We start from the raw sequence: 21,901 nt of genomic DNA, 5'->3' as shown, positions 1-21,901 counted from the left end.
CCTACGCCCCCGCCGGCAGGTGGATCATCTTGTGCTCGAGGTACTCGCCGTAGCCCTCGGGGCCGAACTCCCGCCCCAGCCCCGAGTTCTTGTAGCCGCCGAACGGGCCGAGCATGTCGAGGCTGAAGGTGTTGACGGAGTAGGTGCCGGTACGGACCTGCCGGGCGACCTCGATGCCGTGCTCGACGTCGGCCGTCCACACGCTGCCGGACAGGCCGTAGTCCGAGTCGTTGGCGATCTTCACGGCCTCCTGCTCGTCGCCGTAGGGGAGCAGGCAGATCACGGGGCCGAAGATCTCCTCGCGGGCGATCCGCATGGAGTTGTCGACGTCGCCGAAGAGGGTGGGCTCCACGTACCAACCGCGCTCGAGACCGGCCGGGCGGCCGCCGCCCGTGAGGATCTTGGCACCCTCCTCCTGGCCGATCCGGATGTAGTCGAGGTTGCGCTGCTGCTGGCGCCGGGCGACCAGAGGGCCGACCTGGGTGGCCGCATCCAGCGGGTCGCCGACCTGCAGGGCGCCCGCCGCCTGCGCGAAGGCGTCCGCGAACTCGTCGTAGCGGGCGCGCGGGACGAGGATGCGGGTCTGGGCGACACACGCCTGCCCGTTGTTCATCCAGGCCGCCGGGACGATGCCCGCGACCGCCGCCGACACGTCCGCGTCGGGCAGCACGACCGCCGCCGACTTGCCACCCAGCTCCAGCGTGACCCGGGTGAGATTCCGGGCGGCCACTTCCATCACCCGCCTGCCGGCCGCGACCGAGCCGGTGAAGGAGACCTTGTCGATGCCGGGGTGCCCGACCAGGTACTCGCTGACCTCGCGGTCGGCGGGGAGGATCGACAGGACGCCCTCCGGCAGGCCGGCCTCGCGGGCGATCTCACCGAGCAGGTACGCGTCCAGCGGGGACTCCGGGGACGGTTTGAGCACGACCGTGCAGCCGGTCAGCAGCGCGGGGGCGAGCTTGGCCGCGGCCACGAACTGCGGGACGTTCCACGGGACGACGGCCGCGACCACGCCCACCGGTTCGCGCCGCACCAGGATCGGGCCGAGGACCCCGTCGCGGCGCTCCTCGTACGTGAAGTCCCGTGCGACCCGGATCGCCGAGTCCCACACCATCATCGCGCCGAGCGCCTGGGCGAGGACGCTCCAGGAGTACGGGGAGCCGTTCTCCGAGGAGATCACCCGGGCGATCTCCTCGTGCCGGGCGGCGATGCCGTCCTTGATCCGGGTGACGACCTCGATCCGCTCCTCCAACGTCGCACGCGGCCAGGGGCCTTCGTCGAAGGCCCGGCGCGCGACGGCCACCGCCCGGTCGACGTCCTGGCGGGAGGCGTGCGGCACCCGGCCGATGACCTCCTCGGTGTGCGGGGAGATCACCTCGATGACGTCCTTGCCCAGGGGTTCGGTCAACTCCCCGCCGATGAACAGCTGTCCGTGTTCCACGAGCTCGGTCATGGCCGACTGCCTCCCGCCGCACTGCATGTTTCTGACGCTGTTTCAGAACTGATATCAGTTCTAGTTATAGGGAGCAATGGCCGGCACCGAAGAGGCCCGCACCAGCGGGTTTGCCGCCGGCGCGGGCACCGGCGGCGTGATACCGCGCGGGCCGTCCGTGGAGGCACCTCGTTCAGGAGGCAAGGACTAGTCCGATTTATTGATCTACAAGCGTGTTTCCTCATGATTGCACCGGTGCTCCGGTGTGCCCAGGTCGAGCTCGCACTCAGACTCGGGGAACGCCCGAGACTCCAAGGACAAGGAGTACCCACATGAGTCCTGAGCGCAGGACGACCTCGCACCTCGGGCCGGCGGCTCACGGCGGGCTCAACAGGGTCCGCAGGCTCGCCGCGATCGCGACAGCGGTGACGGTCACGGTGGCGACCCCCGCGGTGGCGGTGGCCGCCGGCGTGACCTCCCGGTCGGGCGCGACGTACGTCAGTGACCCCCACTGCGACCACGACAAGCCACGCCATCGTGCGGGCGGCGACGACGACTGCGAGACCCAGCACCCGAAGCCCACCGTCACGGTGACGAAGACGGCGACGGCTACGGCTACGGCTACGGCTACGGCTACGGCTACGGCTACGGCTACGGCTACGGCGACCACCACCGCGACGGCGACCGTGACCGCCACCACCACCGCAACGGCGACCGCGACCGTGACCGCCACCGCGACGGCGTGCGGCACCGGCGTCGATTCGGCGAAGTCGAACGGCATGGAGCAATTCCTCGCCGCACTCGTCAATGGGGTGCCCTTCGCCGGAAGGCGCCCCAACACCAACACCAACCCGGACAACCCGAACATCGTTTCCGGCCCCGCCAACACCGCCGGCTGGATCGACCTCAGCACGATCACCGGCTTCCCCACCAATTCCCCGGTCTGCGACGTGTCGGTCGACGCCCAGGGCAGTGACGCGTTCTACAAGATCATCACTCAGGGCGGCTCGGTCTACACCCTGCACTGCGCGGCCAACGGCACCAAGTGGTGTGGGGACGTCTTCGACGTCGTCGGCACCCCCTGCCATCATCACTCGCAGCGTGGGCACACGCATCCGGTCGAGGTACCGCCCGCGGCCGGCAGGGGCGCAGGACGGCCCGGGCGCGTGGCGAGCCCGGAGGTGTTCGACTTGCTCCGGGATATCTGACGGCTTGTCAGTTCTGGCTATAGTGGCCATGGTTGTGGGGCGCGGGCGACGGGGTGGAGGACGGATGTCGAAGACGTTCGATCACGGCGGGGGCGTACGGTCGGTCCAGGTCCCGATCCCGGACAACCCCCTCGGTCACACGCTGGTGTACGTCGTGGACACCGACCGGGGTCCGGTCCTGGTGGACACGGGCTGGGACGACCCGGCGTCCTGGGCGGCCCTGACGGACGGGCTGACCGCCTGTGGCACGTCCGTCGCGGAGGTGCACGGGGTGGTCATCACCCACCACCATCCGGACCACCACGGGCTGTCGGGGCAGGTCCGCGAGGCCTCCGGGGCGTGGGTGGCGATGCACGCGGCCGACGCCGCCCTCGTACGCAGGGCGCGGGAGACGCGTCCGGGGCGCTGGTACGCGTACATGGCCGCAAAGTTGGCGGCGGCAGGGGCGCCCGAGGAACACATCGCCCCGCTGCGCGCCGCCCGGGGCCGCCGTACCCTGCCCGGCCTCGCGCCCGCCCTGCCGGACCGCGAGATCGTCCCCGGCGAACTCCTCGGCCTGCCCGGCCGCCGGCTGCGCGCGATATGGACCCCGGGCCACACGCCCGGCCACGTCTGCCTGCATCTGGAGGAGGCGCACCCGGCCCGACTGCCTGGCCACGGGCGACTGTTCAGCGGCGACCACGTCCTCCCGGAGATCACCCCGCACATCGGCCTGTACGAGGACCCCGACGACGCCACCGTCACCGACCCCCTCGGCGACTACCTCGACTCCCTGGAGCGGGTGGGCCGTCTCGCCCCCGCCGAGGTGCTCCCGGCCCACCAGCACGCCTTCACCGACGCGCCCGCCCGGGTAGGGCAGTTGCTCAGCCACCACGAGGAACGCCTCACCGGCCTGCTCGCCCTCCTCTCCGAGCCGCTCACCCCCTGGCAACTGGCCGAGCACATGGAGTGGAACCGTCCCTGGCCCGACATCCCCTACGGGTCGCGGAACATCGCGGTCTCGGAGGCCGAGGCCCATCTGCGACGCCTGGTCAAGCTGGGGCGCGCGGAACCGGTGCCGGGGAGTGAGCCGGTGGCGTACGTGGCGGTGTGAGTCAGCCGAGGCCCGCCGCCTCCCGTTCCTCCTGGCTCAGCGGCGGGCCGGGCAGGGGTCCCCTGCGGGGGCCGAAGCAGATGTTCCACAGCATGTCGGGGGCGAAAAGACGGGCCGCCGGCGTCTTCAGGCTCATCACGTCCAGCAGGCCGTGCAGGGCGCGCGGGTTCTCGGATCCGGCGGCGACCGCCTTGTCGACGTACGCGGTGAGCAGCCGCTCGACGGCGGTCGGCGGATTGGCCGCGGCCCCGGGGTAGTAGGCGTCCTGGCCCACCGCCAGGTTCCAGGCGTTGCCGACCGGCCCGGCCACCGCGCGCTGGATGCGGCGCGCGGTGCCGGGGGCGGTGGGACCGTGGCGGTCGAGGACCCGGCCGAGTGCCTGCACGCTCTGCGCGGCGACGGAGAGGCCGTGGCCGTAGACCGGGTTGTACCCGGCGACGGCGTCCCCGATGACCGCGAAGCCGTCCGGCCAGGTCTCCGCGTTCTCGTAGTAGCGGCGGCGGTTGGCCGTGCTGCGGGTGGTGACCGGGTCGGTGAGCGGCTTGGCCTGGGCGAGGAGGTGGCCGATGACCGGGTCCTTGAGGCCGGTGAGCGCGAAGTGCTCGAACTCGTCCGGATCGGCGGTGGGCCGGCCGCCGCGGGTGCCCGAGAGCGTGACCAGCCAGCGGTCGCCCTCGATCGGTACGACGACTCCGCCCCGGCCGGGCGCGTCCCGTGGGTCGGCCTGGACGTTCACGACCGGGTAGCGCAGCCCGGTGGTACCGCCGGGGGCGGCGTAGACGCGGCTGGCGTAGGCGACGCCCGCGTCGACCACCCGCTCCTCCACCGGGGCGTGGCCGAGTTCCTGGAGCCACTTCTGTGCCTGGGAGCCGCGGCCGCTCGCGTCGATCACCAGGTCGGCGTGGAGGGTGGCCGGCCGTCCGTCCGGCCCGTGCGGTACGCGGATGCCGGTCACCCGCCCCTTCTCGTCCGCGAGGCCCACCACCCTCGTACCGTCGAGCAGCGTGATGCGGCGCCGGGCGAGGACGTCGGCCCGGATCACCGCGTCCAGCAGGTCCCGGCTGCACACGATCATGTGGTGCCGGGAGTCGGTGAACCGCCGGAACCACTGGCCCGAGGGCGCCTTGCTCACCAGGTCCGCCATCACGTCGATCAGCCCGGCCCCCTTGCCGACCAGTTCCCCGGTGACGCCCGGCAGCAGTTCCTCCAGCGCGGTCACGCCGCCGGACCACAGCAGGTGGGCGTGGCGGGCCTGGGGCAGCCCCTTGCGCGGCTCGGGTCCCTCCGGCAGCCGGTCGGCCTCCACGATCGTGACCTCGTGGAAGCGGCTCGCGAGCACGGAGGCGGCGAGCATGCCGGCCGTACTGCCGCCGATCACGAGCGCGGTCCGGCGGGCGGTGCGTATGTCAGGCATATGAGGTGCGACCTTCTGTGGCGACCGCCTCCCGGCGGAACGATTCGACAACCGACGCATGCAACCGCAGGGCCTGCGCGACGCACTCCAGCTCACTGTCGGGGACATCGGCGGGAGGCTCGGACAGACCGACGGGAACGGGCCCGGATCCGGACCCGGACTCGGCCGGCGGCACCTGCGCGGGCACCGGCTGCTCGGGTGCCGTCCGCTCCTCCCCCGCCTCGGCCGAGCGCAGCGCTTCCGTTGCGAGCAGGATGTCCACCGCTCCCGCGATGCCCCGTGCGGCGGCGTCGGGGTAGCCGGCTGCCGTGGCCGACCGGTGGGTTCGGATGCGGCGGGAGGTGCTGAGGTGGGGGGCGAGTTTGAGGAGGCCGTCGTTGATGGCGGCCCGGCGCAGTTCCAGGCGGAGGGCGGCGCCGCTGACCCGCCCGGTCGCCGGGGCGGACGGGGCCGTGACGGTCAGCATCGCCTGCCACAGGGGCTTGAGGCGCCGGTGGGTGCGGACCAGGCGACGGCGCTCCTCCACGACCGGGCCGGCCTGCCCGGCGATGAAGCCCACCGCGACCAGTCCCGCCTCGGCGATGGCGAACGGCGGCGCGACGTACGTCGACAGCCAGTCCCAGTCACGGCCGCTCCAGCGGGCGCCGATCGCGGCGAGCTTGGCGATGTCGAAGATGAGCCCGAGCGCGTAGGCGACCTGGAGGAAGACCACGGCCCGGCGCAGCCAGGTGTCCTCGACCTCCTTGAACCAGGCCCACAGGATGCCCGCCGCGACCACCGCGGAGACCATGTGCGCGACCAGGTAGAGCAGGGCGAACTCGCGCATCCAGGGCGTGTTGGCGTAGTAGGTGTCGAGGTCCCGCAGCCGCTCCACATGGGGGTCGCCGAGCAGGAAGGTCGTCCACAGGCCGAGGATGATGGCGGCGTAGACCATCCGGACCGTACGGGTGCGCCGACGGCGGACCGCCGACGGGGGCTCGCGCCAGGTGATGATCAGCCAGAGACAGGCCCCGCAGTACGCGGTGAGCAGGGAATAGACCCACAGTCCCGCGAAGTTGGGCACGCCGGTGATCTCGTTGATGCGGTGCAGGTTTCCCGGCGGCAGCGAGGCGAAGACGATCGCGCCGATGCCGAGCAGCAGCGCGGTGGCCCTCAGGATCGGGTCCTGCCAGGCCCGCCGCAGCAGCGGCAGCTTGATCACGAAGGCCACCGCGAGCAGCACGGCCGGGACGGCGTAGGCGGTGAAGGAACCCGCCAGGTCCCAGCGCATCACGGCCCGCCGATGTTGCCCAGCGAGGACGACAGCCGCCCGGTGAGGGTGTCCTGGGTCGTACGGCCGGACGCCGCGCCCGGACCCACGACCCTGGAGAACTTCGCCGCGAGCCGCAGCCCGCACTCCTCTGCCTCCCATTCCGCCGCGGCCGCCGTCGCGGCGGGCGACCGGGTGGCCACGGCGACCACCTGGTCCCAGGGGATGTCCTCCTCGGCCTGGGACAGCAGCCGGCGCGCCGCGGCGGGCATGCCGGCCGGGTAGTGCACGTCCAGCGTCTGGTAGTGGATGTGGCCGATCTCGTGCCCCGCGATGACGAACTTGTGCTCGTCCGGCGCCCGGTCCTCGACCACGACGATGTACTCCTCGTCCATCGCGAAGGTGACGCCGGAGACGTCCAGGCCGGGCGGGAAGGCGACGAACTTCAGCCTGACCGGACGGTCGAGCTGCGGGCTGAGCGTGGCACAGACCGCGTGCAGGAACGCCTTCGGCTCGGTGGGCGGGGTCAGCGTCCGGGCCGTGTCGCGGACGAGCCGTTCGAGGAACCGCTTCGGCGATTTCGGCGATCTCGTCGGTCTGCGGGACTTCGGCGAACTGTCGGGGCTCATTCGTCGTCCTTGCGGTCGGCAGGCGTGCGGCGACCATAGAGCCAGGAAGGCTTGAACTGCACGTTCCCGTGCACGGAACGATCATTTACGGCCAGAACCGAATCAGGCACGCCCGGCACCCTTCAGACCCGCGACGCCCTTCAGACCCGCGACACCCTTCGGGTCCACGGCGCTCTTCGGGTCCACGGCGCTCTTCAGGCCCTCGGCACCCTGCGCGTCCTCCGGACCTCCCGCCCGCTCCGAGGTGATGATCATCTCTGCCAGGTCCGCGAGGGTGGACAGCTGACGGGCGTTCATCTGCGGGGCGCGCGCGGCCAGTCGTACGAGCCCGCTCTCCCGCAGCCGCAGCAGCGGGTCGGCCTCCGCCTCCAGGCTCTGCAGCACCGGCCGCAACGCCTCGTGCAGCGCCTCCGGTTCGTCCGCGATGAAGAAGCCCGCCGGCAGCCCGAAGAACCGGCGCAGCCGGTCGGTGTGTTCGAGGCCCGGCATACCACTCTTGCGCCACTCGCTCAGCCACTGCCGGCTGGTTCCGGCGATCCTGGCCAGCTCGTCCAGCGAGTACCGCTTGCCGTCGGCCCGGCGCCGGGTCTCGCGGATGAAGTCCAGCCGCTGCCGGACCCGTTGGGCGAGACCGGTCTCCGGCGCCCGGCCTCCCGAGAGCAGCTCGACGAGGACACCGACGGGGATGCCGGTGCGGTAGGAGAGGCCGGCCACGTCCAGGACCTCCGGCAGCCGGCCGGGGCGGCCGGTCAGCTCTCCGAGTCGGTCCAGCGCGTCCGCCAGCGGGGCGTAGGCGTCACTCACCGAGGTCCCCCCTGGGCGTGTCGTCCGTTCGGTGGCTGAGCTGACGCGAGGCTACCCGGTCCCCCGGGCGCCGACCAGACATGACAACACCCGCTGCTGAAAATGGCAGCAATCGTTGACAGTTGACGGTGCGGTGGGTGAAGATCGAGGCACAGAGAGCAAGATCGACCCGCCCTGGGTGCTGCCTATGGGGGAGCAGCATCCAGGGCGCCTCTCTGTCTGCCTGTGTCCGCCTTCTCCCCGCGAAGGTGAGGCTCCGATGCCGCAGTCCGTCCTTCTCCTCGGGGCCGGCGGCCGGGCCGCGTACGGCGAGCACCCGCTCGCGCGGATCGCGGCGGTCCACCCGGTGGTGCTGGTCGACCCGGCGCCGCCCGCCTGGGCACGCCCCTACCTGGCCGGCCACATCGCGGCCGACCCCGGCCAGGAGGACGCCACCGCCGAGGCCGTCGCGCACCACGCGGCACGGCACGGGATCGACGGCGTACTGACCTGGACGAGGGAGCACCTGACCGCCGCCGCTCTCGTCGCCGCCCGGCTGCGGCTGCCCGGCATCCCGTACGAGGCGGCCGCGGCCTGCACCGGCCCGGCCGCGTTACAGACGCTGCTCGCCCGCCACCGGATCGCGCCGGCCGGCCGGGAGGACGGCGAGGGCCCGCTGGTCTCGGTGGAGGCCGTCGTCCTGGACGACGAGGTCCGCATCGCCGCACTCACCCGTACGACCCCGGGCCCGCCGCCCGCCCGGCAGCCGCTGCGGCACTCCGTGCACGCCCATGACGGACTGCTGCACAACCCCTTCCTCCGGCACACGGTGGAACGGACCGTGCGGGCGCTCGGCCTCACGCACACCGTCGTCCGCATCGGCCTGCGGCTCACCGCCCGCGGCCCCCGCGTCACGGACGTCGTACCGCATCTGCCCGGCGACCTGATCCCGCTGCTGGTCGAGCGGGCCACCGGCGTCGACCTCGCGCGAGCCGCCGCCGCACTGGCAACCGGCGGGATCCCGGACGTGGCCCCGACCCGGCAGCGGGCGGCCGCGATCCAGTTCGCCTACCCGGCCGCGACCGGCAGCCTCACCCACCTGGACATGGCCCCCGCCGCCGGTTCCGAGCCGTCCGCCGAGCGCATGGTCCTCACCCGGCGACCCGGCGACCACGTCACGGCGGCCGCCCACGCGGACCCGGCCGACCGGCTCGCGCACTGGGTCGCCGAGGGCGACAGCCCCGCAGACTGCGAACACACCCTGCGCCGCATGGCCCACCACCTGAGCGCAACCATCACCCCAACAGCCCGCCCGCACGCGGCTTGACCGGCTCCATGCCCGGGTCAACTCCTCGACCGCCCGCGGCCGGCCGGGCCACGCACTGGGTCACCGAAGGTGACAGCCCCGCAGACTGCGAACACACCCTGCGCCGCATGGCCCACCACCTGAGCGCAACCATCACCCCAGCAGCCCGCCCGCACGCGGCTTGACCGGCTCCATGCCCGGGTCAACTCCTCGACCGCCCGCGGCCGGCCGGGCCACGCACTGGGTCACCGAAGGTGACAGCCCCGCAGACTGCGAACACACCCTGCGCCGCATGGCCCACCACCTGAGCGCAACCATCACCCCAACAGCCCGCCCGCACGCGGCTTGACCGCCCGGCCCGCGGCTCAGCCAGCCCGCGCGTACACGGCTTGGCCGACCCCATGCCCCGGTCAACTCCTCCACCAGCCGCGACGGTCGGTCGCCGCGGGTCCTGCAGCACCCGAACTGTCCGGGAAGCCGGGCGGTCGCGTCGGCGGTGTCCGGATATCGCGTGACCCCGGTCACCACTCCCCTGTGCCCACGGCCACCCCTCGGCCCGCGCACGGCTGCCGGTAAAGTGGCGGAGTCGTCATCACACCCGTACGGGGGGAAGCCGGTGCAATTCCGGCGCTGACCCGCAACCGTGAGCCGTTCGTCACCCGACGGTGAGCCGGACTGCCCCGCACGGGACGTTGACCGGCTCGCGTGCGCGGCGGCCCGCCGTGCACGGCACCGTCGAGGTTTACGGAGCCGAGCCGCCCGGGGTGTTCCCGTGCGCTGCCGGTTCCCCGCAGGGAGAGGCAGTCGCCGACCATGAACGTCCGCCGCAGTGCCGCGGCTCTCGCCGCGATAGGCGTGCTGGCCGCAGCCGCGCCCGCCACGGCCGCCGACCCGTCCCCGTCCGCGTCCCCCAAGGTGACGGTCCCGTCCGGGCTGTTCGGCAAGGCGGACCCGAAGTACGACGGTGTCTGGCGCCAGTCCCTCGCCCTGCTCGCCCAGCGCACACTCGGCTACCATCCGGCCGCCTCGGCCGTCGACTGGCTGCTCGGGCAGCAGTGCGACAAGGGGGGCTTCGCCGCGTTCCGCGCCGACACCACCAAGCCCTGTGGGGGCAAGGGCGGCGCCCAGCCCGACACCAACAGCACGGCCGCCGCCGTCCAGGCGCTGCAGACGCTCGGCGGCCACGACGCCGCCGTCCGCAAGGCCCTGGTCTGGCTGACGCCGCTCCAGAACAAGGACGGCGGCTGGGGCTACTTCCCCGGCGCTCCCAGCGACACCAATTCCACCGGCGTCGTGATCGGCGCGTTCGCCGCGGTCGGCCAGGACCCCGCCCAGCTGCACATCAAGGGCAAGAACCCGTACGACCTGCTGGCCAAGTGGTCCCTGCCCTGCGACGGCTCCGGGGCCGGGGCGCTCGCCTACCAGCCGGACAAGAAGGGCAAGCTGGCCGCCAACGCGGACGCGACGGCGGCCGGAGCGCTGGGCGCGCTCGGCAAGGGGTTCGTCGTGGAGCCCGGGAAGGCCGAGGACAAGGCCGGCGACAAGACCCCCGCCTGCACCGCCTCGGCCAAGCCCACCCCGGCGCAGGTGGCGGACAACGCCGTCGCCTACCTCACGGCCGCCGTCGCCTCGACCGGCCACCTCAAGTCCGTCCTGGCCGGCGCCGAGGACCAGCCCGACTACGGCAACACCGCGGACACGGTCGTCGCGCTCGCGGCGGACGGGCGGACGGCGCAGGCGAAGAAGCCGTACGCCTGGCTGGAGAAGAACGCCGCGAAGTGGGCGCAGCAGAGCGGTCCGGCCGCCTACGCCCAGCTGATCCTCGCCGCCCACGCGGTCGGCGCCCAGCCGCGGGACTTCGGCGGCACGAACCTGGTGGAGGCGCTCAACGCGACCGGTCCGGCCCCGCAGGCGGCCGGCCGCACCGTGGAACCCGACGAGACGACGGAGAGCGACTCGGGCACCCGCGTCTGGTGGATCGTCGGCGTCGGCCTCGTCGCCGGCATCGGCATCGGCTTCCTGCTCAGCGGCCGCCGGAAGAAGCAGCAGCCGTGACCGCCGTCCGCCGTGCCGCGGCCCTGCCGGCCGCCGCGCTCCTCGCCCTCGCCCTCGCCCTCGCCCTCGCCCTCGCCCTCGCCCTCGCCGGTACCTCCCAGGCGCATGCCGCCGGTTACCGCTACTGGTCCTTCTGGGACCGGGACGGCGGCCGGTGGTCGTACGCCACCGCGGGCCCGTCGACGGCGCGTCCCGACGACGGCGCCGTCCAGGGCTTCCGCTTCGCGGTGAGCGAGGACTCCGCGGACGCGAGCCGGCCGCGCGGCACGGCGGACTTCACGACGATCTGCGCGGGGACGCCCGCGAAGCAGGGTACGAAGCGGGTGGCGCTCGTCATCGACTTCGGCACGTCCGCGGACGCCCCGTCCGGCGAGACCCCGCCCGCCCGCCGTACGGCCTGCGCCCGCGTCTCCCCCGACGCGACGGCGGCCGAGGCCCTGGCCGCGACGGCCAAGCCCCTCCGCTACGACAGCAACGCCCTGCTGTGCGCGATCGGCGGGTATCCGCAGAAGGGGTGCGGTGAGCAGGTGTCCACGGACGGGACGGGCGCTGTGGGGCAGGAGAAGCAGGAGAAGAAGGACTCGGGTGGCGGCCCTTCGCTGGGGCTGCTGGCGGGAGCGAGTGTGGTCGTACTGCTCGGCGCAACAGCGGCTTGGCAGGCACGACGGCGCCGACGTGACTGACCCACGAGGCGCGGCGGCACCCCGCAAGCGCGGGCAGGCGCTGCCCGCCCCCGCCCGGCACCAGCGCCGCGCACAGCTTCACCCCGGCGCCTGGTGGCTCTGGTCCCTGGGCCTGGGCACCGCCGCCACCCGCACCACCAACCCCCTCCTCCTCGCCCTCCTCATAGCCACAGCGGGCTACGTCGTGGCCACGCACCGCTCCACCGCCCCCTGGGCCCACTCCTACTCCGCCTTCGCCCGACTCGCCGCCGCCGTCCTCCTCATCCGCCTCGCCTTCACGGTCGTCCTGGGCTCCCCCATCCCGGGCACCCATGTCCTGCTCACCCTCCCCGAGATCCCCCTCCCCCACTGGGCGCAGGGCATCCGCCTCGGCGGCCCGGTCACCGCGGAAGCTCTCCTCTTCGCCGGGTACAACGGCCTGAAGCTGGCCGCCCTGCTCATCTGCGTCGGCGCCGCCAACGCCCTGGCCAGCCCGGCCCGCCTGCTCAAGTCCCTGCCCGGCGCGCTGTACGAGACGGGCGTGGCCGTGGTCGTCGCGCTCACCTTCGCACCGCACCTCATCGCGGACGTCCAGCGCCTGCGCGCCGCCCGCCGGCTGCGCGGCCGCCCGGACCGGGGGGTACGGGGCCTGCTCCAGGTCGGACTGCCGGTCCTGGAAGGCGCGTTGGAGCGCTCGGTCGCCCTCGCCGCGGCGATGGACGCCCGTGGCTACGGCCGTACCGCCGACGTTCCCGCCCGCGTGCGCCGTACGACGGCCGCGCTCACCCTCGGCGGACTGCTCGGCGTGTGCGCGGGAACGTACGGGCTGCTCACGGCGGAGGGCGGCACGTACGGGCTGCCGGTGCTGGGGGCCGGGGTCGTCGCCGCGCTCGCGGGCCTGCGCCTGGGCGGCCGCCGCACCCCGCGCACCCGGTACCGCCCGGAGCCGTGGGGTGTGCACGCGTGGCTGGTCGCGGGCTCGGGTGCCGCGGTCGCCGCGCTGCTCGCGCTCGCGTCCGTGCGCGATCCGGACGCGCTGCACCCCGGAGTCGTCCCCCTGGTCGCCCCCGCCCTCCCGCTCTGGCCGGCCGCGGCCGTCCTGCTCGGCCTGCTGCCCGCATTCGTCCTCCCCCAGGAACCCGAGAACCCTCAGGAACCCCAGGACCCCCAGGAGCCCCGGGCTCCCCGGGACCCCCGGGGCCTCAAGGACCACCCCAAGGAGCCGTCGTGATCCGCTTCGAGGAGGTCAGCGTCACGTACGAGGGCGCGGCCGAACCGACCGTCCGGGGCGTGGACTTCGAGGTGCCCGAGGGTGAACTCGTGCTGCTCGTAGGCCCGTCCGGGGTCGGCAAGTCGACCGTGCTGGGCGCGGTCAGCGGGCTGGTCCCGCACTTCACCGGCGGCACCCTGCGCGGCCGGGTCACGGTGGCCGGCCGGGACACCCGTACGCACAGGCCGCGCGAACTCGCGGACGTGGTCGGCACGGTGGGCCAGGATCCGCTCGCCCACTTCGTGACGGACACGGTGGAGGACGAACTCGCCTACGGCATGGAGTCGTTGGGGCTCGCCCCGGAGGTGATGCGGCGCCGGGTCGAGGAGACCCTGGATCTGCTGGGCCTGGCCGACCTGCGTGACCGCCCGATCGCCACGCTCTCCGGCGGGCAGCAGCAGCGGGTGGCGATCGGCTCGGTCCTCACCCCGCACCCGCAGGTGCTGGTCCTCGACGAGCCGACCTCGGCGCTCGACCCGGCCGCCGCGGAGGAGGTCCTGGCCGTCCTGCAGCGTCTGGTCCACGACCTCGGTACGACGGTCCTGCTGGCCGAGCACCGCCTGGAACGCGTGATCCAGTACGCCGACCGGGTCGTCCTGATGCCCGCCCCGGGCGCCGCCCCGCTGTACGGCGATCCGGCCGAGGTGATGGCCGTCTCGCCGGTGTGTCCGCCGGTGGTGGACCTGGGCCGGCTCGCGGGCTGGTCCCCGCTGCCCCTGACGGTCCGGGACGCCCGCCGCCGCGCCGGTGAGCTGCGGGAACAGCTGTCCCAGGGCCGGCAGGCGCTCGTCGCCGAAGCACCCCCGGCCGAGCCGACCCCACCCCAGCCGACCCTGCCCCGGCCGGCCCCACCCCAGCCGTCCCCGTCCGCCGAGCCCCTCCGCGTCGCGCTGCCGTCGCCCCGGCGCCGCCTCTTCCGGCGGACCGCTGCCGCGGCCGCCCCCGACCCCGCTGCTCCCGCGCAGGTCGCCGAAGTCCGCTCCCTGGCCGTGCGCCGGAGCCGGATCACGGCCCTGCGGCACGTCGACCTGACCGTGGCCGCCGGTGAGACGGTCGCGCTGATGGGCCGCAACGGCGCCGGGAAGTCCACGCTGCTCGGCTCGCTGGTGGGGCTGGTGGAGCCCACCGCCGGTACCGTCCGGGTCGGCGGCGCCGTACCGCGGCGCACACAGCCCCGGGACCTCGTGCGCCGGGTCGGTCTCGTCCCGCAGGAGCCGCGCGATCTGCTGTACGCGGACACGGTGGCCGCCGAGTGCGCGGCCGCCGACCGGGACGCGGGTGCCGCGCCGGGCACCTGCCGGGCCCTGGTGTCCGAGCTGCTGCCGGACATCACGGACGACACACACCCCCGTGACCTGTCCGAGGGGCAGCGTCTGGCACTCGCCCTGGCGGTCGTCCTGACCGCCCGGCCGCCCCTGCTCCTGCTGGACGAGCCGACCCGCGGTCTGGACTACGCGGCCAAGGCCCGCCTGGTCACGGTGTTGCGCACGCTGGCCGCCGAGGGGCACGCGATCGTGCTGGCCACGCACGACGTGGAACTGGCGGCCGAGATCGCGCACCGGGTGGTGCTGCTCGCCGACGGCGAGGTGATCGCCGACGGTCCGACGGCGGAGATCGTGGTCTCCTCCCCTTCCTTCGCCCCGCAGGTCACCAAGATCCTGGCCCCGCAGCCGTGGCTGACCGTGGCCGAAGTCCGAAAGGCTCTGGCATGAGTGCGCAAGGCCACGGCGCGAGTCCGGACGGCTCCGGCACGAGCCCGAAAGGCCACGGCGCGAGTCCGGACGGCTCCGGCACGAGCCCGAAAGGCTCCGGCGCGAGTCCGGAACGCTCCGGCACGAGCCCGGAACGCTCCGGCCGGACCGCCTCCTCGCGGACCCGGGTCCGCGCCGTCCCGCTGGGCCCCCGCTCCCTCGCTGCCCTGGTCCTGGTCAGCGCGGTCGGTGTGGTCGCCTTCTTCTGGCCGTTCCTCGCCCCGCCCGCCTCCCGGATCGGCGCGCACGCCGAGGACGCGCCCTGGCTGTTCGCGGGCCTGCTGATCCTGCTGGTCGCGGTCGTGGCGGCGACGATCTCCGAGTCCGGTCTCGGTCCGAAGGCCGTCGCCATGCTGGGCGTACTGGCCGCGACCGGGGCGGCGCTGCGCCCGATCGGCGCGGGCACGGCCGGGATCGAGCCGATGTTCTTCCTTATGGTGCTCAGCGGGCGGGTGCTCGGCCCCGGCTTCGGCTTCGTGCTCGGCTCGGTGACGATGTTCGCGTCCGCGCTGCTCACGGGCGGGGTCGGTCCGTGGATGCCGTTCCAGATGCTGGCGATGGGCTGGTTCACCATGGGCGCCGGCCTTCTCCCGGGCGGGGCCCGCCTGCGCGGCCGTGGCGAACGGCTTCTGCTGGCGGCCTACGGCTTCCTCGCGGCCTTCGCCTACGGCACGGTCATGAACCTGGCCGGCTGGCCCTTCATGGGCGCCCTGACCTCGAACATCGCCTTCGACCCGGACGCGTCGGTCCCCGCCAACCTGGCCCGGTTCGTCGCCTACTGCCTGGCCACCTCCCTCGGCTGGGACCTGGGCCGGGCCCTGTGCACGGTCGTCCTGACCCTCGTCCTCGGTCCGGCCCTGCTGCGGGCGCTCCGCCGGGCCACCCGGCGTGCCGCTTTCGAGACCGCGGTCACATTCGACGCACCCGCTGCGTGAGGGTCCGTATCCGGGCTGTCAGGTCGCCGGTGAAGCACCCCACATGACGCAGGTCACCTACGATCCGGGATCGTTGCCCTAAATGTCCGATACGTCCTCTCATGCACCCCTTCCGACCTGCACATTGAGACGGGCGCCACACGAGCGACCTTTGCCGCCGATCCGGCCACAACTAGTAAAAGGGGTCATTGCGGACCCGTCCCGACCCTGCTTCTGTTGAGGACGTCGCCAGGCGCCACGAACCCGAACGGATCGCGGCGCCGACGTATGGGGCCACGCATGAAGCGCGGCCCGGACATACGGGCGATCCCCTGTCCCCGACGCAAGAGGTGCTCCGTGTCCGTCTCCTTCATCCGCCGCATCGCTTCCCCGAAGAAGGCCCTCACCGCCGCCGCTCTGGCTGCCGCCACCGCCGGTATGGCCCTGACCGCGGCGCCCGCCCAGGCCGCCACCACCGAGGCCTCCTCCGCCCAGGCGATCGCGCACAAGATGATCCCGGACGCCGCGCAGTTCAACGCCTTCAGCAAGATCGTCGAGCACGAGAGCGGCTGGAACGCGGCCGCCACCAACAGCTCCTCCGGCGCCTACGGCCTGGTCCAGGCCCTGCCGGGCTCCAAGATGGCCACGGCCGGTACGGACTGGAAGACCAACCCGGCCACCCAGATCAAGTGGGGTCTGGACTACATGAACTCCCGCTACGGCAGCCCCGTCCAGGCCTGGAGCTTCTGGCAGGCCAACGGCTGGTACTGAGCCACCCGGCTCCCGGCCGCGCCACGGCGCCGGGCCGCCCCGCTGAACCAGCGCGCGCTGCCGGCCGGCGCCGCCCGATACGACCCTGCGCGGGTCGACGGGCCCCATATCGTCACGTGCACCCTCGCCCCCCGTCGCGGCGAGGGTGCACGCGTATGTCCGGGCGTTACCGAGGGACGCGCACCCTTTGTGGTGGACTGGTCACCACCCTGCCCGTCCGGCTGACCGGAGGAACCATGACGACGGCGTCGCCGCCCCGGCCGGACCCGGAGGTGCGGGGGGTTCGACTCGTGGTCGTACTCCTGGCGCTGACCGTGGTCAGCGGCCTGATCGACGCGGTGAGCTATCTGGGCCTGGGCCGGGTCTTCACGGCCAACATGACCGGCAACGTGGTGGTTCTCGGCTTCGCCGCGGCCGGTGCACCCGGCTTCTCCGTGCCGCACACCGCGACCTCGCTCGGCTGTTTCCTGCTGGGCGCGGTGGCGGGCGGCCGGGTGGCGGCCCGGTACGGCAAGGGCTCGCGCCGCAGATGGACCCGCCTGACGCTGGCGGCGGAAGCGCTGCTGGTCGGCGCGTCGGCGGCGGTGGCCTTCGCCTGGCCGGACACGAACGGCACCCGCTACAGCCTCATCGCCCTCACCGCCTTCGCGATGGGCCTGCGCAACGCGACGGTCCGCAAACTGGGCGTGCCCGACCTGACGACCACGGTCCTGACGATGACCCTGACCGCGCTGGCCTCCGAATCCCGCCTCGGCGACGCCACCGGCCACCGCTCCCCGCGCCGCACGGCCTCGGTGATCGCGATGGCCGCGGGCGCCGCCGTCGGCGCCTGGCTGGTCCTCCACCACGGCCTGGGCATCCCGCTGCTGATCGCGGCGGCGTTGTCGGGAGTGCTGGCCGTGGTGGCGTCGGGTCGGGAGTGAACCCGCAGCAGCGGTACGGACTTCAGTGCTGCCGCTGCGCGGCGCTGAGCCGCTCGACCTGTTTCCGGATCAGGTCGGCCGGGAACGCGGGTGGCTTGCCGAGGTCCTGTGCACCGAAGGTGACGATGACGGACCCCACCCTCACCACGGTGTACTGCATCTCGTTGAGCCGGCGGTCCTCCGGCATGGGCATGGCGAGCCGGTAACGCACGGCTTCGTCCCCCAGGCGGGGCGCCTTCTCGGGCGTCAACTGCGCCTTGTACGGGCCGACCCAGCCGGTGCCGGTGTAGGACCGGCAGGACTTCAGACCACCCCGGAGCCGTCCGAAGGCCGTGGCCGCCTTGCCGCCCTCGTAGGACGCGAGGGTCGAGGTCCCTGGCCAGACGCTGTTCTTCCAGTTGAAGATCTGCGAGATCCGGGCGAACGACCCCTTCGCGTCACGGGTGTCGATCACGACCTGGCACGCCGGATCCGACACCGGAGGGAACGTCCTGCCCTCACCCTTGTCCGCACGGCTCGGCTCCAACGGAGCCTCACCGCCCTGCACCTGAGACACTTCCCCGTCGCGGAAGACGAGGGCCTTGAGCTGCCGAACGGTCGGCGGCGCTCCGTTCACGGCATGAGAGGCACGCGCTCGGGCCGCCTCGGTCGTGCTCGGCCGCCCCTTCCCGTCCCCGCACCCTGCGACCAGAACAGCCGCGATCATGACGAGCACCCCGCGCCTCGCCGCCCCGTTCCCCACGTGCACACTCCCCCTGTGACCGGAATCGCCACCCCAAGGCGATCCATCGGGCCCAGACTCTAGCGCCGTCACCGAACGGGAGTTTGAACTTGGGTGCTTGTCCGCGCAGAGCCTGGCCGCTCGCCGCACTCGTCGCGCTGGCTCTGAGTGCCTGCGATCCGGCGGGCATGGATCCCACGGACCCTGGCAACTTCAGCTCGGTCGTCTTCGTCAATGACACCGACTCTCCCGCCGTCCTGTTCGAGTGCGGCGACAGCCGTGGACACGACTGCCACGACATGAGCGGTCGGCTCGCCCCCGGAGAACGCTCCGAGCAGCGGGTGTACTGGGGGGCGGGTTCCGATCCCTGGCAGGTCCGGAACACACGGGGACAGACGGTCGGCTGGCTGCTCGTGAGCACACCGCGCCGCGAGTCCGGAGCCGTCTACCACCTCGGCGATGCCGAGCCCCGGCCCGGCAGGCCGACGACTCCGCGCGTCTCGCCGCACCCCGTCCTCGGGGGAGGCAGGAACCGGGCATAGGGACGAGGTGTTCCTGCCTCCCTCGGGGTGGGCCGGCGGCGCCGGGAGCCGTCGGCCCCGATCGGTGGGTCAGGCGGTGCTGACCTGGAGTTCCTTGACGCCGTTGATCCAGGCCGAGCGCAGCCGGCGGGGGTCGCCGACCAGGCGGAGGTCCGGCATGGCGTCGGCTATCGCGGTGAAGATGAGGTCGATCTCCAGCACCGCCAGGGACTTGCCGAGGCAGAAGTGGGGGCCACCGCCGCCGAAGCCGAGGTGGGGGTTGGGGTCGCGGGCGATGTCGAAGGCGTCGGGGGACGCGAAGACCTCCGGGTCGTGGTTGGCGGAGGCGTAGAAGAGGCCCACCCGGTCGCCCTTCCCGATCTGCACGCCGCCGAGCTCCGTGTCCTGGGTGGCCGTGCGCTGGAAGGAGTTGACCGGGGTCGCCCAGCGGACGATCTCCTCGGCCGTCGTCGCCGGGCGCTCGCGCTTGAACAGGTCCCACTGCTCGGGGTGGGTGAGGAAAGCGTGCATGCCGTGGGTGATGGCGTTGCGGGTCGTCTCGTTGCCCGCCACTGCCAGCATCAGCACGAAGAAACCGAACTCGTCGGAGTTCAGGTTGCCCTCGTCCTCCGCCGCCACCAGCGTCGTCACGATGTCGTGGGCCGGGCACTGCTTGCGCTCGGCGGCCATGTTCATCGCGTAGGCGAGGATCTCGGTGGCCGACTCCGCGCCGACCTCCTCGGTGATCGCGTACTCGGGGTCGTCGTAGGCGATCATCTTGTTGGACCAGTCGAAGATCTTGGACCGGTCCTCCTGCGGTACGCCGATCAGCTCGGCGATGGCCTGCAGGGGCAGCTCGCAGGCGACCTCGGTGACGAAGTCGAAGGGGCCGGAGCGGGCGCGGGCCGCCTCGACTATCGCCCCGGCGCGGGCCCGCAGGCGCTCCTCCAAGGCTCGGATGGAGCGTGGCGTGAATCCGCGTTGCACGATCTGGCGCACCCGGGTGTGCTCGGGTGGGTCCATGTTCAGCAGGATCAGCCGCTGGGCGTCGATCGCGTCGCGTTCGATGTGCTCGTTGAAGCGGATGATCGCGGTGTTGAGGGTCGAGGAGAAGAGTTCGGGGTGTGTGGAGACGTACTTGACGTCCGCATGCCGGGTCACGGCCCAGTAGCCGTCGTCGGCGAAGCCCGCCAGGCCGTGCGGCTGCGGGATCCAGCGGACCGGCTCGGTGCGGCGCAGCTCGGCGAACTCCGGGAGGGGCACACGGTGGTGCAGCAGGTCGGGGTCGGTGAAGTCGAACCCGTCGGGCAGCGCGGGGCAGTGCATCGGCGGCTCCCGTCGTCCGTGCTGACGATCCATACTGACGACCCATCTGACGGTTCATCAGGAATACAGGCTGCCGTGAAGGTAGTAACGGGTTCTACAAGTCGCAAGACATGCGACGGCCCCAATCGCGTGTGTAATTCGTGCAGATCACGACTTCGGAGACTGCACGACTCTTGCGGCAATGGACAGGATGTCAGCAGACTGCAGACAGAACTAGTACGCGTTCTAGTTCTGCGTGGCGGGCGGGCCGGGACGCCTCCGCGCCGCGCGGGCGACCGAGGAGAGGACGCACCCCCATGGCCGCGGAACCCGTGATCGTCGAAGCCGTACGCACCCCCATCGGCAGGCGCGGCGGCGCGCTCGCCAATCTGCACCCCGCCTACCTGCTGGGCGAGACCTACCGTGAACTCCTCGGCCGCACCGGCATCCCCGCCGACGCGGTCGAACAGATCGTCGGCGGCACGGTGACCCATGCCGGCGAGCAGTCCATGAACCCCGCGCGCACGGCCTGGCTGACCATGGGGCTGCCGTACGAGACGGCGGCGACCACCGTCGACTGCCAGTGCGGCTCCTCGCAGCAGGCCTCGCACATGGTGGCCAACATGGTCGCCGCGGGCGTGATCGACGTCGGGATCAGCTGCGGGGTCGAGGCGATGTCACGGGTGCCGCTGGGCTCCGGCTCGAAGCACGGGCCCGGGAAGCCCTTCCCGGACGAGTGGAACGTCGACCTGCCCAACCAGTTCGAGGCGGCCGAACGGATCGCCCGGCACCGGGGGCTGACGAGGGAGAACGTCGACGCTCTCGGCCTGCTCTCGCAGGAGCGCGCGGCGCACGCCTGGGCGGAGGAACGTTTCAAGCGGGAGACCTTCGCCGTGCAGGTGCCCACCACCGAGGAGGAGCAGCACGCGGGACAGGGCATGTGGCGCCTTGTCGACAAGGACGAGGGGCTGCGCGACACGTCGATGGAGGCGCTCGCCGGACTGAAGCCGGTGATGCCGACGGCCGTCCACACGGCCGGGAACTCCTCACAGATCTCGGACGGCGCGGCCGCGATCATGTGGGCCTCGAAGCGGATGGCTCGCGCCCTGAAGCTGAAGCCGCGGGCGCGCATCGTCGCCCAGGCGCTGGTGGGCGCCGACCCGCACTTCCACCTGGACGGCCCCATCGACGCGACGAAGGCCGTGCTCGGCAAGGCCGGGATGACCCTGAAGGACATCGACCTGGTCGAGATCAACGAGGCCTTCGCGTCCGTGGTGTTGAGCTGGGCTCAGGTCTTCGAGCAGGACCTGGAGAAGGCCAACGTCAACGGCGGTGCGATTGCCCTGGGGCACCCGGTCGGCGCGACGGGCGCCCGCCTGATCACCACCGCCCTGCACGAACTGGAGCGCACCGACAAGGAGTTCGCGCTCATCACGATGTGCGCGGGCGGTGGGCTGGCGACCGGGACGATCATTCAGCGGTTGTAGAGGTCCAGCCCAGGAAGCGGGCGAAGGCGGCGGGGTCGACCGTGAGGATCGGTCCCGCCGGGTTCTTGGAGTCTCGGATGGCGATGGTGGCGCAGGGGGCGTCGGCGATCTCCACGCAATTGCCGCCCTGATCACTGCTGTACGACGACTTCAGCCAGGCCAGGCCACCGAGGGGCGCGCACTCGACGCAATCACCGCCCTGGTCGCCGCTGTAGCTGGACTTACGCCACTTGCTCTCCATAGCGGTCCTCCATCACGCGCCGGATCAACTCCGCCGAGCCCTTGAGGGATAGAGCGGCGGCGCTGGCGCTGGGTCAGGCCGGCCGCTTCTCGGTAGCGGCGCAGCTCGAAGCCGTAGTAGTCGAGCGGCGAGGCGCCCGGGTCGAGGACGTTGATATGGGGCACGC

General features: G+C 72.6%; 21 protein-coding genes, 1 pseudogene and 1 riboswitch. Of the genes and pseudogenes, 12 read left to right on the top strand and 10 right to left on the bottom strand.

Annotation, left to right across the window (positions count from 1 at the left end):
• Position 1: 1 nt before the first annotated feature.
• Positions 2–1,453 (bottom strand): aldehyde dehydrogenase, encoded by a 1,452-nt coding sequence (locus ABZ471_RS08365; RefSeq protein ID WP_359063811.1) that lies wholly within the window; start codon positions 1,451–1,453, stop codon positions 2–4.
• Positions 1,454–1,808: 355 nt separating this feature from the next.
• Positions 1,809–2,213 (bottom strand): hypothetical protein, encoded by a 405-nt coding sequence (locus ABZ471_RS08360; protein ID WP_359063809.1) that lies wholly within the window; start codon positions 2,211–2,213, stop codon positions 1,809–1,811.
• Between ABZ471_RS08360 and ABZ471_RS08355 the strand changes: the two genes are divergently transcribed.
• On the top strand, positions 2,212–2,640 hold the full coding sequence (locus ABZ471_RS08355) for a hypothetical protein (protein ID WP_359063807.1): 429 nt from the start codon (positions 2,212–2,214) through the stop codon (positions 2,638–2,640). The genes ABZ471_RS08360 and ABZ471_RS08355 overlap by 2 nt on opposite strands.
• Positions 2,641–2,704: 64 nt before the next feature.
• Positions 2,705–3,733 (top strand): MBL fold metallo-hydrolase, encoded by a 1,029-nt coding sequence (locus ABZ471_RS08350; protein ID WP_359063805.1) that lies wholly within the window; start codon positions 2,705–2,707, stop codon positions 3,731–3,733.
• Position 3,734: 1 nt separating this feature from the next.
• Here ABZ471_RS08350 and ABZ471_RS08345 read toward each other — a convergent pair whose 3' ends face one another.
• The 4 genes from ABZ471_RS08345 to ABZ471_RS08330 form a co-directional block, all read right to left on the bottom strand.
• Positions 3,735–5,147 carry an FAD-dependent monooxygenase gene (locus tag ABZ471_RS08345; protein WP_359063803.1) on the bottom strand — a complete coding sequence of 471 codons (1,413 nt, stop codon included), beginning with the start codon at positions 5,145–5,147 and terminating at the stop codon, positions 3,735–3,737.
• Positions 5,140–6,417: an MAB_1171c family putative transporter gene (locus ABZ471_RS08340; protein WP_359064047.1), complete on the bottom strand. Its 1,278-nt coding sequence runs from the start codon at positions 6,415–6,417 to the stop codon at positions 5,140–5,142. The genes ABZ471_RS08345 and ABZ471_RS08340 overlap by 8 nt, the downstream gene beginning before the upstream one ends.
• Complete coding sequence (locus ABZ471_RS08335; protein WP_359063801.1) at positions 6,417–7,025, bottom strand: hypothetical protein; 609 nt, start codon at positions 7,023–7,025, stop codon at positions 6,417–6,419. The genes ABZ471_RS08340 and ABZ471_RS08335 overlap by 1 nt, the downstream gene beginning before the upstream one ends.
• A gap of 102 nt (positions 7,026–7,127) precedes the next feature.
• Positions 7,128–7,829: an XRE family transcriptional regulator gene (locus ABZ471_RS08330; protein WP_359063799.1), complete on the bottom strand. Its 702-nt coding sequence runs from the start codon at positions 7,827–7,829 to the stop codon at positions 7,128–7,130.
• Positions 7,830–8,088: 259 nt separating this feature from the next.
• On the opposite strand from ABZ471_RS08330, the gene ABZ471_RS08325 reads away from it, so the two are divergent.
• From ABZ471_RS08325 to ABZ471_RS08290, 8 genes are all read left to right on the top strand, one after another.
• Positions 8,089–9,135 (top strand): hypothetical protein, encoded by a 1,047-nt coding sequence (locus tag ABZ471_RS08325; RefSeq protein ID WP_359063797.1) that lies wholly within the window; start codon positions 8,089–8,091, stop codon positions 9,133–9,135.
• 545 nt (positions 9,136–9,680) lie between these two features.
• Positions 9,681–9,812, top strand: a riboswitch (cobalamin riboswitch).
• 115 nt (positions 9,813–9,927) lie between these two features.
• Positions 9,928–11,169 carry a prenyltransferase/squalene oxidase repeat-containing protein gene (locus ABZ471_RS08320; RefSeq protein WP_359063795.1) on the top strand — a complete coding sequence of 414 codons (1,242 nt, stop codon included), beginning with the start codon at positions 9,928–9,930 and terminating at the stop codon, positions 11,167–11,169.
• A complete protein-coding gene (locus ABZ471_RS08315; protein ID WP_359063793.1) occupies positions 11,166–11,852 on the top strand; it encodes an SCO2322 family protein in 687 nt (228 codons plus the stop codon). Before ABZ471_RS08320 ends, ABZ471_RS08315 begins: the two co-directional genes overlap by 4 nt.
• A 40-nt stretch (positions 11,853–11,892) precedes the next feature.
• Positions 11,893–13,062: an energy-coupling factor transporter transmembrane component T gene (locus ABZ471_RS08310; RefSeq protein WP_359064045.1), complete on the top strand. Its 1,170-nt coding sequence runs from the start codon at positions 11,893–11,895 to the stop codon at positions 13,060–13,062.
• Positions 13,059–14,813 carry an ATP-binding cassette domain-containing protein gene (locus ABZ471_RS08305; protein ID WP_359063791.1) on the top strand — a complete coding sequence of 585 codons (1,755 nt, stop codon included), beginning with the start codon at positions 13,059–13,061 and terminating at the stop codon, positions 14,811–14,813. The genes ABZ471_RS08310 and ABZ471_RS08305 overlap by 4 nt, the downstream gene beginning before the upstream one ends.
• Entirely contained in the window at positions 14,810–15,787 is a 978-nt protein-coding gene (locus tag ABZ471_RS08300) for an ECF transporter S component (protein ID WP_359063789.1), read from the top strand. The genes ABZ471_RS08305 and ABZ471_RS08300 overlap by 4 nt, the downstream gene beginning before the upstream one ends.
• 336 nt (positions 15,788–16,123) lie before the next feature.
• Positions 16,124–16,537 carry a transglycosylase SLT domain-containing protein gene (locus ABZ471_RS08295; protein WP_359063787.1) on the top strand — a complete coding sequence of 138 codons (414 nt, stop codon included), beginning with the start codon at positions 16,124–16,126 and terminating at the stop codon, positions 16,535–16,537.
• A 236-nt stretch (positions 16,538–16,773) separates the two neighbouring features.
• Positions 16,774–17,460: a YoaK family protein gene (locus ABZ471_RS08290; RefSeq protein WP_359063785.1), complete on the top strand. Its 687-nt coding sequence runs from the start codon at positions 16,774–16,776 to the stop codon at positions 17,458–17,460.
• Between the two features lie 22 nt (positions 17,461–17,482).
• Here ABZ471_RS08290 and ABZ471_RS08285 read toward each other — a convergent pair whose 3' ends face one another.
• Positions 17,483–17,938 carry a hypothetical protein gene (locus tag ABZ471_RS08285; RefSeq protein ID WP_359063783.1) on the bottom strand — a complete coding sequence of 152 codons (456 nt, stop codon included), beginning with the start codon at positions 17,936–17,938 and terminating at the stop codon, positions 17,483–17,485.
• Between the two features lie 431 nt (positions 17,939–18,369).
• Here ABZ471_RS08285 and ABZ471_RS08280 point away from each other — a divergent pair, with 431 nt between their 5' ends.
• Positions 18,370–18,723 carry a hypothetical protein gene (locus ABZ471_RS08280; protein WP_359063781.1) on the top strand — a complete coding sequence of 118 codons (354 nt, stop codon included), beginning with the start codon at positions 18,370–18,372 and terminating at the stop codon, positions 18,721–18,723.
• Between the two features lie 69 nt (positions 18,724–18,792).
• Here the strand turns inward: ABZ471_RS08280 and ABZ471_RS08275 are convergent, their stop codons facing one another.
• Positions 18,793–20,028 (bottom strand): cytochrome P450, encoded by a 1,236-nt coding sequence (locus ABZ471_RS08275; RefSeq protein ID WP_359063779.1) that lies wholly within the window; start codon positions 20,026–20,028, stop codon positions 18,793–18,795.
• Positions 20,029–20,324: 296 nt separating this feature from the next.
• Here ABZ471_RS08275 and ABZ471_RS08270 point away from each other — a divergent pair, with 296 nt between their 5' ends.
• Positions 20,325–21,494, top strand: coding sequence for a steroid 3-ketoacyl-CoA thiolase (locus ABZ471_RS08270; RefSeq protein WP_359063777.1), 1,170 nt, complete (start codon positions 20,325–20,327; stop codon positions 21,492–21,494).
• Here the strand turns inward: ABZ471_RS08270 and ABZ471_RS08265 are convergent.
• Entirely contained in the window at positions 21,478–21,735 is a 258-nt protein-coding gene (locus ABZ471_RS08265; protein ID WP_359063775.1) for a DUF397 domain-containing protein, read from the bottom strand. The genes ABZ471_RS08270 and ABZ471_RS08265 overlap by 17 nt on opposite strands.
• A 62-nt stretch (positions 21,736–21,797) precedes the next feature.
• Positions 21,798–21,899 (bottom strand): annotated as a pseudogene (locus ABZ471_RS08260) (XRE family transcriptional regulator); the annotation flags it as partial.
• Positions 21,900–21,901 lie beyond the last annotated feature (2 nt).

It is taken from the genome of Streptomyces sp. NPDC005728, from assembly GCF_040630895.1.
GTDB lineage: Bacteria > Actinomycetota > Actinomycetes > Streptomycetales > Streptomycetaceae > Streptomyces.
Note: the sequence above shows the minus strand (reverse complement) of the source record. Positions and strands in the feature narration are given on the sequence as shown.